At 38.0% G+C, this 14828-nt stretch carries 13 protein-coding genes; 5 read left to right on the forward strand and 8 right to left on the reverse strand.

Features of this window, described 5'->3' with window-relative positions; genetic code table 11:
• Positions 1-159 precede the first annotated feature (159 nt).
• Positions 160-1488, forward strand: a complete 1329-nt coding sequence (brnQ, locus tag J1899_RS16985) for a branched-chain amino acid transport system II carrier protein (protein WP_214475396.1) — start codon at positions 160-162, stop codon at positions 1486-1488.
• A 70-nt stretch (positions 1489-1558) separates the two neighbouring features.
• Here the strand turns inward: brnQ and ezrA are convergent, their stop codons facing one another.
• Complete coding sequence (gene ezrA, locus J1899_RS16990; protein ID WP_214475398.1) at positions 1559-3247, reverse strand: septation ring formation regulator EzrA; 1689 nt, start codon at positions 3245-3247, stop codon at positions 1559-1561.
• 189 nt (positions 3248-3436) lie between these two features.
• Here ezrA and hisJ point away from each other — a divergent pair, with 189 nt between their 5' ends.
• Complete coding sequence (hisJ, locus tag J1899_RS16995; RefSeq protein ID WP_214475399.1) at positions 3437-4243, forward strand: histidinol-phosphatase HisJ; 807 nt, start codon at positions 3437-3439, stop codon at positions 4241-4243.
• 9 nt (positions 4244-4252) lie between these two features.
• Here hisJ and refZ read toward each other — a convergent pair whose 3' ends face one another.
• Entirely contained in the window at positions 4253-4888 is a 636-nt protein-coding gene (gene refZ, locus J1899_RS17000; RefSeq protein WP_214475401.1) for a forespore capture DNA-binding protein RefZ, read from the reverse strand.
• A 214-nt stretch (positions 4889-5102) separates the two neighbouring features.
• On the opposite strand from refZ, the gene J1899_RS17005 reads away from it, so the two are divergent.
• Positions 5103-5582 (forward strand): GAF domain-containing protein, encoded by a 480-nt coding sequence (locus J1899_RS17005; RefSeq protein ID WP_214478885.1) that lies wholly within the window; start codon positions 5103-5105, stop codon positions 5580-5582.
• Positions 5583-5695: 113 nt separating this feature from the next.
• On the opposite strand, the gene megL is transcribed toward J1899_RS17005, so the two are convergent.
• The 3 genes from megL to J1899_RS17020 all read right to left on the reverse strand — a co-directional run bounded on the left by megL (position 5696) and on the right by J1899_RS17020 (position 9561).
• Positions 5696-6874 (reverse strand): methionine gamma-lyase, encoded by a 1179-nt coding sequence (gene megL / locus J1899_RS17010; RefSeq protein WP_214475403.1) that lies wholly within the window; start codon positions 6872-6874, stop codon positions 5696-5698.
• Between the two features lie 176 nt (positions 6875-7050).
• Positions 7051-8934: a sensor domain-containing diguanylate cyclase gene (locus J1899_RS17015; protein WP_214475406.1), complete on the reverse strand. Its 1884-nt coding sequence runs from the start codon at positions 8932-8934 to the stop codon at positions 7051-7053.
• Positions 8935-8988: 54 nt separating this feature from the next.
• The gene (locus J1899_RS17020; protein WP_066442998.1) at positions 8989-9561 is read right to left on the reverse strand and encodes a hypothetical protein; all 573 of its coding nucleotides are present in this window, start codon (positions 9559-9561) and stop codon (positions 8989-8991) included.
• Between the two features lie 875 nt (positions 9562-10436).
• Between J1899_RS17020 and rpsD the strand changes: the two genes are divergently transcribed.
• Positions 10437-11039, forward strand: a complete 603-nt coding sequence (gene rpsD, locus J1899_RS17025) for a 30S ribosomal protein S4 (RefSeq protein ID WP_066442997.1) — start codon at positions 10437-10439, stop codon at positions 11037-11039.
• Between the two features lie 368 nt (positions 11040-11407).
• Entirely contained in the window at positions 11408-12187 is a 780-nt protein-coding gene (locus tag J1899_RS17030) for a TraX family protein (protein WP_214475407.1), read from the forward strand.
• Between the two features lie 270 nt (positions 12188-12457).
• Here the strand turns inward: J1899_RS17030 and J1899_RS17035 are convergent, their stop codons facing one another.
• From J1899_RS17035 to J1899_RS17045, 3 genes are read right to left on the reverse strand one after another with little or no spacing between them, the layout of a single operon-like run.
• On the reverse strand, positions 12458-12742 hold the full coding sequence (locus J1899_RS17035) for a PTS sugar transporter subunit IIB (RefSeq protein WP_151573614.1): 285 nt from the start codon (positions 12740-12742) through the stop codon (positions 12458-12460).
• Positions 12743-12759: 17 nt separating this feature from the next.
• The gene (locus tag J1899_RS17040) at positions 12760-13422 is read right to left on the reverse strand and encodes an L-ribulose-5-phosphate 4-epimerase (RefSeq protein ID WP_214475410.1); all 663 of its coding nucleotides are present in this window, start codon (positions 13420-13422) and stop codon (positions 12760-12762) included.
• A 30-nt stretch (positions 13423-13452) separates the two neighbouring features.
• Complete coding sequence (locus J1899_RS17045; protein ID WP_214475412.1) at positions 13453-14811, reverse strand: PTS galactitol transporter subunit IIC; 1359 nt, start codon at positions 14809-14811, stop codon at positions 13453-13455.
• Positions 14812-14828 lie beyond the last annotated feature (17 nt).

The raw sequence follows: 14828 nt of genomic DNA on the forward strand, positions 1-14828 counted from the left end.
TATATAGAATGAATGGGTATTCTATATTATTGCAATATATTTTTTCTAATATTAAAATTATTTTAAAATCTGCTATTTTTAAAAATGCATGTTACTATGTTAATGTTCTAAACATTTTGAGGAATGAAAGAATAGTGCAATTGTTTAGGAGGACTATTTTTGAAGCAGCAAACATTATCTTTAAAACAAATATTTGCGATTGGATTAATGCTTTTCGCTTTATTTTTTGGAGCCGGGAATATGATTTTCCCTCCATTTATGGGCCAGGAGGCCGGTACATCCGTCTGGACTGCCGCTTTCGGTTTTTTAATTACCGGTGTTGGATTGCCTTTATTGGCGATTATTGCGATTGCCAGAACGGGTGATGTCCAAACAATGGCAAGCAGAGTTCACCCTGTGTTTGGAGTTGTTTTTACCGTCATTATGTATTTAGTGATCGGACCGCTGTTTGCTATACCGCGGACTGCTACTGTTTCATATGAAATTGGTATTATTCCGTTCCTTGATGAAAACGTTTCCAATTCTAATTGGCCATTGCTTCTGTTTTCAGCTGTCTTTTTCGCCATTACCTTATGGCTCGCTATGAATCCAACCAAACTGGTGGATACCATTGGAAAAGTGTTAACACCTGCGCTTTTAATCATCTTAGGAATCATAGTAATAAAAGCCATCATTTCACCACTTGGGGAACAAGACCTCCCAAAGGATACATATAATGACACAGCTTTTTTTACAGGGTTTATTGAAGGCTACTTAACGATGGATACCATTGCCGCTCTAGTATTCGGCATAATTGTTATTGGCTCTATTAATGGGTTAGGTGTAACCAACAAAAAAGCAGTTATGAAAATATGTATATATGCTGGTCTCATCGCTGCAGCCGGTCTCGCAATCATTTACGTGTCTCTTGCTTTTATTGGTTCAACTGCTCCAGAAGCAATTGGATTTAAAGAAAATGGCGGAGCGATATTGTCTGGTACCGTACAATATTTATTCGGCCCGCTTGGATCCGTGATTTTAGCAGCTGCCATCATTTTTGCGTGTTTAACAACCTCCGTTGGACTTGTTTCATCTTGTGCGGAGTATTTCTCAAAGTTATTTCCAGCTTTCTCTTATAAGACGATTGTTATTGTATTCTCCCTTTTTAGTGCCGTACTGGCGAATGCAGGGCTGACTCAGCTTATTACTTTTTCTGTTCCTGTTCTGGTTATTATTTACCCGCTTGCAATTGTATTAATTGTTTTGTCTTTTTTTCACCAGCTTTTTAAAGGACGTTCTTTCGTCTATATTTGCGCGTTGCTTCCTACCGGTTTAATCAGCTTTGTGGATGGTTTAAATGAAGCGGGAGTGAATGTTTCAGCTATAGGTGAGAACCTTTCGTTTTTGCCTTTATATGCAGAAGGGCTCGGCTGGATCATGCCTGCAATTGCCGGAGCAGCCCTTGGATACTTTCTATCCTTGTTTACGGGCGCAAAGAAGCTTTCTTAAGATGATAACTAACAAAGTACATTCAAAAAGGCTTAGAGGTACATACCTCTAAGCCTTTTTTTACACTGTCTTATTCTTCTTTTACCAGCTCTTCTATTTTCTTCAAAGCACCAGGCTCAACTTCTTCAATTGAAGTGGCAGCCTGTTCAAGTGATGTTTTGTAATCGTAGCTTCTAAAAGACTGTTCTGCCTCTTGTAACGCTTTTTCGATTGATGGATATGAACTTCTATAGCGGTTTCCATATTGAATGACTCTTTCAGCAAGCTGAATCGTTTCGATCATTTCTTCCGTGTAATGTGCCAGTTTATCCACTGTCATTACTGCAACCTCGAGATATTGCTGAACAGTTGGGATATTAAGAGGTTTTTCCTCCAGTTTCTGCATCACATTTTCAATGCTTTCTTGAGTATCGTGCACCAAATATTTATATTCCTGAGATAAACCTGGAATATTGCTTTTGGATACAAGCTTGACCGCCTCTGTCATGGTTTTCTTTAATTCTGCCACTGTTTCTCTAGCAGTCATTTCATCTTTTCTAAGCGCCTGCAGTTTTTCCGAAAAAACATCCTGCTCCAGACAAATTTCATCCAGACTTGATTTGATCTGCAGGAACTCTTCCAATAGATGCGTTTGTGCAGAACCTTGATTTTTAATTTTATGATGCAAAACATCGTATTTTTTGGTTAAAGCTGATAGCGTTTTTTCAAGTTTTATTTGTATTTCTTTATCCTGCTGATCCACATGGTAGCTTTCACAAATTTCGTCAAGCTCACCTTTTAGATCCTTATTGCTTTCTAAGCTATCATATAATCTCTCTCTGACAAGCGGCTCATCCTGCTGCAGATTATGTTTAGCATGTACTTCCTTTTCGAGCAGATCATATAAAAGGTCAATGCTGTCTCTAATATCGTCTACTGTACTTTGCACATGATCAAGCTCTGCCTTATAAAGGGATTCCAGGAGCTTATCGAGCTCTTGCTGAAATTGTTCAATGTCTTTTTCCAGCTGAATATGATCGAGAATATAACCACCTTCCCGCATTTCTTCATATCCATCCCGCAGGTCCGCCATTTGAGAAGGAAGCTTAGACTGGCATTCGATTAGCAATTCAGGAATAGAGTCCATGCACTGCTGCAAATGATCCAGTATTTCCTGAATCGCCAGTACAACTTCCCGTGCCTCTAAATAATTTCCCTGATCTGTTTTTTCGGCAAACTGTTCAAATAATTCGGCAGCTTTGTCAAATTGCTTTTCCAGTACTTCCTCTGCTTTGCCAAATGTATGTCTGTGTGCCAGCAAAAGTTTTTTGTTTTCCCGATAATTTTCTTTCAGTTCTTCAATTTCCAGCCTGTTTTTTTCCTCACTGCCAACAAGATCTTTTACTTCCACTAGAAGTGCTTTGATTTGTTCTTCAATGCGTTCAAGACTGCTTTCTATCGCACTTAATGCTTCTTTCGCTTTACCGAAGCGATACTTATCAATCGATTCTTCAGCATCAAACAAATATTCCTCTACATTTGGAAGTTCTGCTGTTACGATCTCATCCCAGTTATAGCGCCAGCCTTCAAACAGTTCTTCTGTTTGACCAGTCATATTCAGCTGTTTGACCTTTGCCATTTCATCCAGCACAGGGCGGTCCATAATATCCATTTTCCATGTTTCCAGCCGATCAACTTCTTTATAATATTTCTTTTTTAAAAAATATCCTGTCAAATATATAAGAATGACAATTACGATACCGCCAATTATGTATCCCACTTTTTAAAAGCCCCCTGTTCTGTTCCGAGCCGGTATGTCCATCTATACTTTCACTTTTCGTGTTCAATTCAATGTTTTTATGATACCATGTAAACGACATTTTTTGACTATTTATTTCACATTTTATCGAAATAAATCAATAAATCTTTAACATTCGTTAACATCCAGTTCAAGGAGGGAAAAAAGTATATGAAAAAAGATGGTCATATTCATACACCTTATTGTCCACACGGAACAAAAGATCCTCTTGAAAGTTATATTATAAAGGCAATCTCGCTGGGATTCCAAGAAATATCCTTTACAGAGCATGCACCGCTCCCTCAGAGGTTCTCAGAACCAACTCCTTTAAAAGATAGTGCTATGTCAATGAATCAACTCGAAGACTATTTTAAGGAAGTAAATGGATTAAAGGAAAAATACAAAAGCAGCATCACCGTGAATGCTGGGTTAGAAGTAGATTTTATTGAAGGATACGAGCAGGAGATTAAAGCTTTTCTCAACGAATATGGGAGGCTCATTGACGATTCCATACTGTCCGTTCACTTTTTAAAGCACGATAATGTGTATGATTGTCTCGATCATAGTCCAGACGTTTTTGGTGAAATGATCAAGAGATATGGAAGCGTTGATGCTATTTATGAGCGCTATTACCAAACTGTCACCCTATCTATTCTTGCTGACTTAGGAAAATATAAACCTAAACGAATTGGACATATCAACCTTGTTGAGAAATTTAAGAAAAAATTCCAAAGTGAAAAAGATTTTAAGGACACTTTAATGGCCATTCTGCAAGCGGTGAAACAGAACGGGTATGAGCTTGATTATAATGGCGCCGGTTCAAGTAAACCTTTATGCCGGGAACCATATCCGCCTTTGTGGGCAGCAAATGCTGCACTTGAAATGGGCATAACACTTGTTTACGGTTCAGATGCACATCAAGTCAAAGAGCTTGGCCAGGGTTTGCCTTTGATGCTTAGCCAAGAATATCTCTATTAAATACTAGGATCATGATGATACAGTCAGTATTGGTTTCCCCTGCTGCTGGCTGTTCATCCTTCCATCGACCCAGCTGTATAATTCCTGCAAATATTTATCAGCAAAATATTTTTCTTGGGGAAGAAGATACAGTACTTCTGTCATATAATGTGTATTTAAAAAAGGCATGGTCAATAGCCCCTTAAGCTGTAGCAGATAATAGCCTGAAGATTCCTGCCGAAATTCCCCATTGGCAAAGCCGTATTCAAAGATGTTTTGAAAAAAGTATTTTTCCTTCATGGCATATGTGGACATAATTTCCCGAACCATCTGTGAATCTAAGGACATTTCCCGCACAATCATCCGTGTTAATTGACTATTTTCAAACTGATAATAGATGATTCTTTCAAGTGTTTTCTTTAAACAAATGATCGCACCATCCTCCAGATAGGCGACAGCTTTTTCCATTTCTTTCAAATAGCCCTCATAATAGGCTGTAAAGCAATATTCCAATAAACCTTCCTTATTTCCAAAGTAATAAGCAATATTAGCGGAATTTGAACCTGACTTTTCTGAAATATCACGTACTGAAGTTCCTTTAAACCCTTTATGATTAAATAAATAAACTGCAGCATCAACGATCGCATCACGAGCATTTTTTTTCAAAATCTTTCCTCTCTTTCTGCATCAGCTAAGATCGTAAAATTTTTCTATAGATTCAAGATTTGTTGCTGTTCATTGAGTTTCTACTTTTGCTATAATGTATACATTCTTGTTAAGATTTCTAGATTCCTTTATAAACATATCGACAAATTCCCGCGAGAATCTTGTGATTTTGCGATACATCTCTATACATTTTTTGAAAGATAGGTGAAACATGATGTTTAACGTCGAAACATACCGCGGAAAACGCGAAGAGAATTACGATCTTGTCATCAAACAGCTTGCCGCTTTGCTTGAAGGGGAAACGAATACCGTTGCGAATTTAAGCAATGCTTCCGCTTTGCTTAATCAATTTTTAGACCGAGTTAATTGGGTTGGTTTTTACGTATTAGAAGATGGTGAGCTTGTGTTAGGGCCTTTCCAAGGTTTGCCTGCATGTGTGCGAATTCCTTTAGGTCGAGGTGTTTGCGGATCCTCTGCACAAGAAAAGAAAACATTTAAAGTAGAGGATGTCCACCAATTCCCTGGACATATTGCCTGTGATGCTGCCTCACAATCAGAGATTGTTGTACCTTTAATAAAAGACGGTGAGCTTCTTGGAGTTTTAGATATTGATTCTCCAGAAAAAAACCGCTTTGATGAACTTGACCAAAGCAAGCTTGAACAATTTGTGCAAGAACTTGTTAAACATTTGTAATCCATTATAATTAAATGTCAAAATAGCTTGTACATTTATACAACGTTTTAGGACTGCCATGAGCAGTCCTATTTCTTTTTCTAATTCAGTTGGATTCTGATCTGAGGTTTTCTTTAAATTTTTGCTAATGCATTCTCGAGATCCTCGCGAAGATCTTCCCATGCTTCAAGTCCAACCGATAAGCGCAGCAGCGAATCAGATATTCCCATTTGCACTCGGTTCTCTGGAGGAACTGAAGCATGTGTCATCGTTGCCGGATGCTGAATCAGCGTTTCTGCATCTCCAAGGCTGACGGCGATCTGGATAAGCTGCAGTTCATTCATAAATGCATGTGCTGCTCTTTTATCTCCCTTTAATTCAAAAGAGATCAATCCACCAGGCTTTCTCATCTGTTTATTTGCTATTCTGTAATCAGGATGTTTTGAGTTGCCTGGGAAATAAACTTGTGCAACCTTATCATGCTCACACAGAAAAGCTGCCAGTTTTTCAGCGTTTTCGGTATGACGATCCATCCTGACAGCTAGTGTTTTTAAGCCTCTCAATAATAGCCATGCATCGAAAGGAGAAAGCACGCCGCCAATATCCTTTTGAGTTGTCTGGGCTATTTTCGCCATCGTTTCCTTGCTGCCTGCTGCGATACCGGCAATGACATCACCATGACCGCTAATATATTTCGTTGCACTATGGACGACAATATCACACCCAAGTGCAAGCGGATTCTGCAGATATGGCGAACAAAATGTATTATCCACAACAACCGGTATTCCTTTTTCACGGCCCACATCAGCTGCCATTTCCAAATCAACAAGCTGCATGGTTGGATTAATTGGCGTTTCAATATAGAGACAGGTTGTTTCCGGCCGGATTGCCTGGAGCAGTTCATCTCTTGATCTCATTGAAGAAAAATCGTGAGTGATTTTATATTTTTCTTCCATCAGCTTTAACAATCCAAATGTACATCCATACACACCTTGTGAGCATAAAATATGATCTCCCGTCCGTGTTAATGACAGCAGAATCGCAGAAACCGCAGCCATTCCAGAGCCAAATGCTAGTGCCGCCTCAGCCTGTTCCAATTGCGCCATTCTTTGCTCAAAGCTGGCTACTGTCGGATTGCCAAGGCGCGAATAAATAAATCCATCCTCTTCACCTGAAAAACGCCTCTCTCCTTGCTCAGCATTTTCAAAGGTAAAGGTAGAAGTTTGAAAGATTGGCGGTGCAAGACTGCCCTTGAATTCATTAGAACGGTAACCTCCATGGATGGTCATTGTCTCGAATTGCTGCTTTTTCATAGGCTAATCTCTCCTTCTTTTTTTGGAAGCGTTTACATTATTCTCTTATTAGAATATGATACTTTATCAAAAAATGGAAGAGTAATAACTTCATTTATTTATATAAACCCTTTCGCGTTGTTGGGAGCTGAAAACAATTAAAATGTAAAAAAATTAAGATGCCCTTAGTGGACATCTTAATTTTTTTGGACAACCATTTTGTTTTTCCCTGTTTCTTTTGCTATATAGAGAGCTTTATCTGCACGCTTAAATAGTGCTGAGTACGTATCTTCTTCTTGTACATCCGTAATACTTGCTTTGCTCCAATAGGAGACCCCGCATGAAATGGTAACATGGGGGTTAGTAGTATTGCCTACTTTTTGCACAAGTCGATTGGCAATAGCAATCCCAACTTCTAAGCCGACGTTTGGCAAATAAACGGCCAGCTCCTCACCGCCCCATCGTGCCCCAATATCCGAGCCGCGAATATTTTTTCTGATTAAATTGGCGACTTGTACAATTACCTCATCACCGGCCTGATGACCATATGTGTCATTTACCTTTTTAAAGTTATCAATGTCAATTAACATAAAGGTTCCTTCTTGATCTTCATTCATGGAGCTATAGATCTTTTTATCAAGATAGCTTCTTGAGAAAAGCTTTGTCAGATGATCTGTAACGACCATTCTTTCTAACTCTTCTCTTAACATTGAATTGGTAAAAGCCAATGTAGAATGATGGATAAGCGATTGCAGCAGTTTAAAGGATTCAAACGAGAAATGATACGGCTGCTGATGCATCACAAGCGCAAATCCCTTCAATTCGCCCGATTGATCCATTGGAACGGCCATTATGGATTTAAATCCTTTTTCTTCTGTGCTATCAGGAAAATGAAAGTCACCTAAGAACAGCGGCTCTCTTTCCTTCGCAATCTTGTCTTTCATCAGATGAATATATCTCTCCGACTCTCTTACCTGAAAGAAGGAAGTGCTGCCCTGCAACACGTTAATATCCTCACCATCATTTAATAATAAAATGAAGCCGACTTCCTCGGCACCGAATGAACTTGAAATTTGCTCTGACATGTATTTCATTGTTTCAGTAAGTCTTAAATCGGAATTTAACCGGTGGGAAGTTTCATTAATAAGCTGCAAGTCCGAGATCAATCGCTTTGATTGCTGATACAGCTGGGCATTTTCAAGAGCACTTCCTGCTGTATTTGCGAGCAGTGAAATAAACTCAACCTCATTTTTGGGAAAATTCACCGTGTTTGGCGCAATTACCTGCAAAACGCCATATACTCCCTGCTTACCCATTAATGGTGCATACAGCACGGATCTTTCATACGACTGGGAATCCTCAAATTGGATCGTTCCAGTCACATATGCCTGCATCGCAGAAATGTTTTCACTATCATATTCCAAATCCTTAATAGGCAAGTCTGTATTATTATTGTTGTCGTGTGAAAGAAGCAGATAATAGGTAAATGTTGGGTAAACCTCCTGCAAGGTTTGGATAATCTCACCTAAAACACTATCCATACTCATGGAAGAGTGAAACTTTTCTGTAACCCTAAATAACTGCTGATATCGCTTCTCCTCAGAGAGCACAGTTGACAGCTCTTGAATTTTCGCTAAAAAATGTCCGCATTCATTTGCAAAAACCTGCAAAACATCTTCAGAAATATGAAATTCCTGATCATTTCCCTCAAAAATAAGGCAGCCAAGCAACTGATTTTCCTTTTCTAATAAAATCATTAAAGCATTTCCTTCAATTTCAATTAAACTCGTCCGATTCATTGGTGCACCACTGCGGCTAAAGTCAGGAATGGAACGGATGTCGATTTTTTTCGGAAACATCTCTACATCAATATTGCCCATTGGAGCTTTAAATTGCAGAACTTGCTCTTGTTCATTACGTTTATAAAGAAGGATACCAGGCACTTCAAGCAATGAATGAATGGCTGTCAGCATTTTATTTACAATATGATCATAATGAAATAAACCACTCTCTGTATCAATAAGATCATAGAAGTGACTTTTTAGTTTTATTATTATTGGATCTTCCTGTGTATTGACCATCAACATCATCACCTGTTATACATGCTGACATTTAACCAGCATGCCCACTGTTATTTAATCCTGCAAGTTCTCAACTATACTAAAACTGCCGCTTTTTTGAACAACTAGCCATAAAGATTGATCAGCTGCCAAAGAATGAATAGCGATGGGCTCCTGCACTCCTTGTCTATGCAGCTCCTCCACTTTCACCCTTGTTAGCTCATCTCTAAATAAAGGATCTTTTATTTTGGATGCTTCATCTTTCTCAGCTGCTTCAAGGGATTCATCCAGATAAATCCAATCATTACTCATATATACCCATATTCCTCGTTTTGACTCATCATTTGTAAGCTTTTCTGGAATTCCTTTTAATGTGACTGCCTGAAGAGCTGTGAATTTATGCCCATTTGACACGTCAACTTCATAGATTGCCAGCACATGCTCTTGATTTGTCTCTTTGTACAATGCCACTTTAGGATTTTCATTTATAGATGTCCCTTGTTCTAAAACTAGATAAAGCGGTGTATATGTGTCTTTTGAATCAATCACTTTATCATTTTTTACATATAAAAAAGCAAAAACAGTGACACTGATACATAGAAAAATGAGCACCATGCGGGTGTTTCTTTCTTTTCTTGATTCCTTCACAACGATCACTCTTATATCTATTTTCCTATATTATAACATTAGGTTGCCTTATCCTGTATATTTAATTTCATTAATTAGCTTTTTACGATATCATGGTAAGATTGTACTTATATTGATTTGAGAAGTTGCTCCCTGAGTAAAGGCAAATCGTATAGTATTTCCACTAGTCTGCATCTCTGCATCTCGGTCAACAAAAGATCTGAAGAGTTCTTTCTGCTGCAATCGTATTATGTATGGCTTAGCAGCCAATAATATAAGCGGAGTTTTTCCGGTTAAATGCAAAATAATGCTCAATTGGGCTTAAATAAGGGGAGTTTTTCCGGTTATTCACAGCAAAACCCTTTATTTTGTCGTTTTTTTAGGAGATAGTCGGAAATCCTCCGTCTATTTTAGCTATTTTTAGGGGTTTTTTATAAATAAGAGGAATTTCTCCGCTTATTTCAGGCTTGCATTGTTTCAGCAGGCTATCCCGTTATTTTTAACAGATGTTTCTTTTCGGATTTGAGTTTAATTTCTTCTTTTAAAACAGTTAGCTTTTTTCCATGACAATGATTAGCCTAAATTTACTTAGTCCGTAAACGCCTCTTCTATCATCCCCTTTAACCCGTGGCTGGTATACTTTCTTTTTAAGTATTGAGATTCCTATTGACTTATTGCAGGTAAAAATTATATAATACTCTTTGTGTAAAATATTGCAGCCTATGCAAACACTTTTTGATCTCATTTTGTTCCTCAATCAGATTTTATTCTGAGGATGGGGTACTGTGTAACCCTTAGCTGCTAGGGCGAAGGTACATGAAAACAAAATGCTCTTAGAGAACGTAAGCATCTGTTTTTATTTTACCCAAATAAAAACACTAAAGGAGGAGTCTCTCATGGCTCGTTATACTGGCCCAAGCTGGAAATTATCTCGCCGTCTTGGCATTTCTTTAAGCGGTACAGGTAAAGAATTAGAAAAGCGTCCTTACGCTCCTGGACAACATGGTCCAAACCAACGTAAAAAATTATCTGAATACGGTTTACAATTGCAGGAAAAGCAAAAGCTTCGTCACATGTATGGTGTGAACGAGCGCCAATTCCGCAACTTGTTCGATAAAGCAGGTAAAATGGCTGGTAAACACGGTGAAAACTTCATGATTCTTCTTGAATCACGTCTTGACAACGTTGTTTATCGTTTAGGCTTAGCGCGCACTCGCCGCCAAGCTCGCCAAATCGTTAACCACGGTCACATCATGGTTGATGGAGCTCGCGTAGATATCCCATCATACCGCGTTGCACCTGGTCAAACAATCACACTTCGCGAAAAGTCTCGCAACCTTGACATCGTGAAAGAAGCAATCGAAGTAAACAACTTCGTACCTGATTTCGTTTCTTTCGACGCTGACAAGTTAGAAGGAACATTCACTCGCCTTCCTGAGCGTTCTGAACTTCCTGCTGAAATCAACGAATCATTAATCGTTGAATTCTACTCTCGTTAATAAAAATACTTTATTAACGAGTATAAGAAAAAGCCTAGTCCTTGTTATATCAACATGGACTAGGCTTTTTTTATTTTCTGGTTTGTAGAATAATGTATAATCAACTATTAATTTGGGGCTGACTGGGACTAATTTAGGACTAAATATAAGTGGACAGGTGCATTACATAATCTCACTAAAACATTATATAAATTTGAAGCATCCATAGATTTTAGGTGATATACGAAAGCAACTAGTTAAGTAAAATTGTTTTAAAATCCCATAAATGATATTTAAAGTATTATAATTATATTAAAGATATAGTTATCAAATATTATAAGAGAGTCTATTTCGTATAGACGCTCTAGCTTTTTTTAGGAGAATATATAATGACAGGCACATTATTAAAAATAATTGCATTGATCGCAATGTTAATTGATCACATAGGTCAGTTTATACCAAATACACCAGAATTCTTAAGGTGGATTGGAAGATTAGCTGCCCCAATCTTTATTTATTGTGTAGCAATAGGATATAAATACACAACAAATACTACAAAATACTTAAAACGATTATATATTTCTGGTGTTATAATGGCCTTTTTAAATGTAGGTCTTCATATTGTATTCAGTAAAGATGGCGGGATGGCTGTCTCAAATAACTTTTTTACAACTCTTTTCTTGTCTGGCTTTATTATGTATTTACTTGATAAAAAAGAGATAAGACTTTTTATTATATTCTTTTTATGGCAAATAGCATCTTTAATCCTGTGCATAGTTTTTTCTGAATTATGGGTGATTAGTGACGACCTTTCGTACCCATTTTACGGTGCAATATTTGGTAATCTTTATCTGGTTGAAGGCGGCTTCTTGTTTGTTCTTCTTGGAGTCATTTTCTATTTTTCAAACAGCAAGAGAATTATGACAATAAATTATATACTTTTTTGCCTTTTACTAATCTTTTTATCTGAAACTTTTGGAGGTGGGTACGGCTTCTTTACATACTATGGATTTCCTTTTAGTGAATATCAATGGATAATGATTGCCTCACTTCCAATCATCTTACTTTATAACGGAAGAAAAGGCATAGGGCTTAAATACTTTTTTTATTTGTTTTATCCGATCCATATAATTATTCTCTATATACTTGGTGTTAAACTCTTTGGATAGATATTAAATTTAAAATGGATATTCTGCCCCTACACTTGGAATGACTCTCAGTAAGTTTTTTTAAAGGCTTATTTAATACACGCATGAGTGAAAAGAGTTCCGTTTTCATCTAATATGAGATGGGACAACCTATTTCAGAGTCTTTGAGTGAACATACAAAAAACCCTTGAAATGTTGTTCAAGCAACATTTCAAGGGTTTTTATTTTGATTACACCCGCAAATTATTTCCTGCTCATTAAGGGATCTCCAGACAGATAATTTCGCAAAAATTAAGCCAGAATTTGCGCTTTAATTTTCTCAAACATCTCTTCTTTGCCCATTCCTGTGAGTAATGGAACTCCATCAATAATTCTGCTTTTTACATTATCCGGAACCAATGTAGTCGATACAATAATATCGTATTCATCAAGACGGCTTAATTCCTCGCTAATTTTTGACTGGTATAGTTTCACATTATTTTGAAGTCCATTATCTTCTAGCCATGACTTTACTTTTCCTGTAACGATTGTCGATGTTGCAACACCTGTTCCACACATAATTAATAATTTTTTCATTTCCTATCACCCTTTTTTTATAGTTTGTTTTCTTCTTTTTGTCCATAAGCCGTTTTATAAAAATGGCTGCACTGTCTGATTACTTCTTTGCTGAGCGGCTGAATATCTGGTTCATGCAAGGTAGCGTAGTGTGCATATTCTGCCGTTTCCTCTAAGATGACAGCAGCCTTTAGAGCATGCTCAATATCTTTTCCAACCGTAAATACTCCATGGTTACGAAGCAGCACAGCAGATGAATCACTGATATGGTCGATAATTTGCTTGCCTATCTCTTCTTCACCAATGGCAGCAAAATCAGAACAGGGTACCCGATCATTAAACAGATTAGCTGCTGTTGTTGTGTATGAAGGAATATCCAGCCCACGTATTGCAAAGCTTGTTGCAAATGGCGAATGGGTGTGCACGATGCTATGAATATCATCACGATGCCGATAAACATATAAATGACTGGCAGTATCTACAGATGGCTTTAGTCTGCCTTCAATCACATTACCATCTAAATCAACGATAACCATATCCTCTGGTTTAAGCACATCAAAGTGGACTCCGCTTGGTTTGATAACTACCCTATTACTCTCAAAATCTCGATAACTGACATTTCCGCTGGTCCATTTTACTAGCTGCAAGTCCTTTAATGCCTTATTTGCGTCACATACTAACTGTTTCCAAATCTCCAGCATTTTTCTTCACCTTCAATCTTGTAAAAATAATTATAAGTTAGCACCAATATCGTTGTTTAATTTCGCTTCTCTCTTAGGTTTAATTTTATTTAAATAGATTAATCCGGCAAAAGCGATAACACCGATAATTGTTATCCCGCCCCAGCTGAGAACCTGTGCTAAGCCGACAAAAATGAACGTCGTCCAGACAGCCCCATCAACAAGGGCTGAAATACTTGAGTTCCCTGCCATATCAAAGTTTGCAGCCAAAGCAGCCTCAGTAATTAATGGCGCCGCCCATGAAGCTATTAACAATCCAACCGCCATATAAATGGTTCCTGCTACGACCGTTCTAATAATATTTCCTCTAAAAACCGGCGTCATCAAACACACTAAGAAAGGAATAGTCGCTAAATCACCAAATGGCAACACTGTATTCCCTGGTAAAATGACGGCTAAAAACAGGGTGATTGGTACAATAATTAATGATGCTGATAGTACAGCCGGATGTCCTACTGATAAGGCACTATCCATTCCAATGTAAAGATCTCGTCCTGGCATCCGTTTTTTAACAAACTCACTGGCAGCTTCAGAAATTGGCGAAAGCCCTTCCATAAGTAGGGATACCATTCGAGGCATTAACATCATGACTGCTCCTGTTTGGACAGCAAGCTGCATGACTTCACTCACACTGTAGCCTGCTAAGAAACCAATTACAACCCCAATTAACACACCCATTACGGTTGAGTCTCCAAAAATACCAATCTTCTTTTGAATCGTTTCAGGATTAGCTTCTAACTTATTAAAACCAGGAATTCGATCAAACACCCAATTTAATGGCTTCGCTACTAAATAGGATGGAGCAGATGCACCATGCGGAAATGTAATCTTTGGAAAGCCATAGAATTTCTCTATATCCTTTGCAATCAAGTCACCTAAGAAGAAAATGACAACTAAATGAATGGCAATTGTATATAGGCCAAGTGCAAAGTTTCCAGTTAAAACGTAGACGAGAGATCCCGTAAAAGCACAGTGCCAATAATCCCAAATATCAACATCCAATGTCTTTGTTAGTCCTGCAAGCAATAGGACTACATTCAGACCGATCCCTAATGGAATCGCTAAACTTCCTAAAGCGGTGCCGTAGGAAATGGCTGCAGCGGCTGGCCAGCCGACATCAATTGTACTGAGCTGAAATCCAAAATTATCAACCATTGCTTTCGCTGCAGGTCCTAAGCTATTTGTTAACAATCCAATAACAAGGTTCAAACCCACAAATCCAATCCCAACAGTTAAACCGGCTTTAAAAGCCTTGGCAGGTTTCGTGCCTAAAATAATCCCAAAGATAAACAATAGAATAGGTAGCATAACACTTGCACCAAGATCAACAAACCATTGTAATACCGCCATGTAAATCCCCCTTTTTC

This window comes from Cytobacillus gottheilii (genome assembly GCF_018582665.1).
Taxonomy (GTDB): domain Bacteria; phylum Bacillota; class Bacilli; order Bacillales; family Cytobacillaceae; genus Cytobacillus; species Cytobacillus gottheilii.

What these genes read in the sequence shown, in the direction of transcription:
- J1899_RS17040 (WP_214475410.1), bottom strand. Translation starts at nt 13,422, where the DNA reads ATGCTGGAGATTTGGAAACAGTTAGTATGTGACGCAAATAAGGCATTA.
- megL (WP_214475403.1), bottom strand. Translation starts at nt 6,874, where the DNA reads ATGAAAAAGCAGCAATTCGAGACAATGACCATCCATGGAGGTTACCGT.
- J1899_RS17030 (WP_214475407.1), top strand. Translation starts at nt 11,408, where the DNA reads ATGACAGGCACATTATTAAAAATAATTGCATTGATCGCAATGTTAATT.
- J1899_RS17035 (WP_151573614.1), bottom strand. Translation starts at nt 12,742, where the DNA reads ATGAAAAAATTATTAATTATGTGTGGAACAGGTGTTGCAACATCGACA.
- J1899_RS17045 (WP_214475412.1), bottom strand. Translation starts at nt 14,811, where the DNA reads ATGGCGGTATTACAATGGTTTGTTGATCTTGGTGCAAGTGTTATGCTA.
- hisJ (WP_214475399.1), top strand. Translation starts at nt 3,437, where the DNA reads ATGAAAAAAGATGGTCATATTCATACACCTTATTGTCCACACGGAACA.
- J1899_RS17005 (WP_214478885.1), top strand. Translation starts at nt 5,103, where the DNA reads ATGTTTAACGTCGAAACATACCGCGGAAAACGCGAAGAGAATTACGAT.
- J1899_RS17015 (WP_214475406.1), bottom strand. Translation starts at nt 8,934, where the DNA reads ATGGTCAATACACAGGAAGATCCAATAATAATAAAACTAAAAAGTCAC.
- rpsD (WP_066442997.1), top strand. Translation starts at nt 10,437, where the DNA reads ATGGCTCGTTATACTGGCCCAAGCTGGAAATTATCTCGCCGTCTTGGC.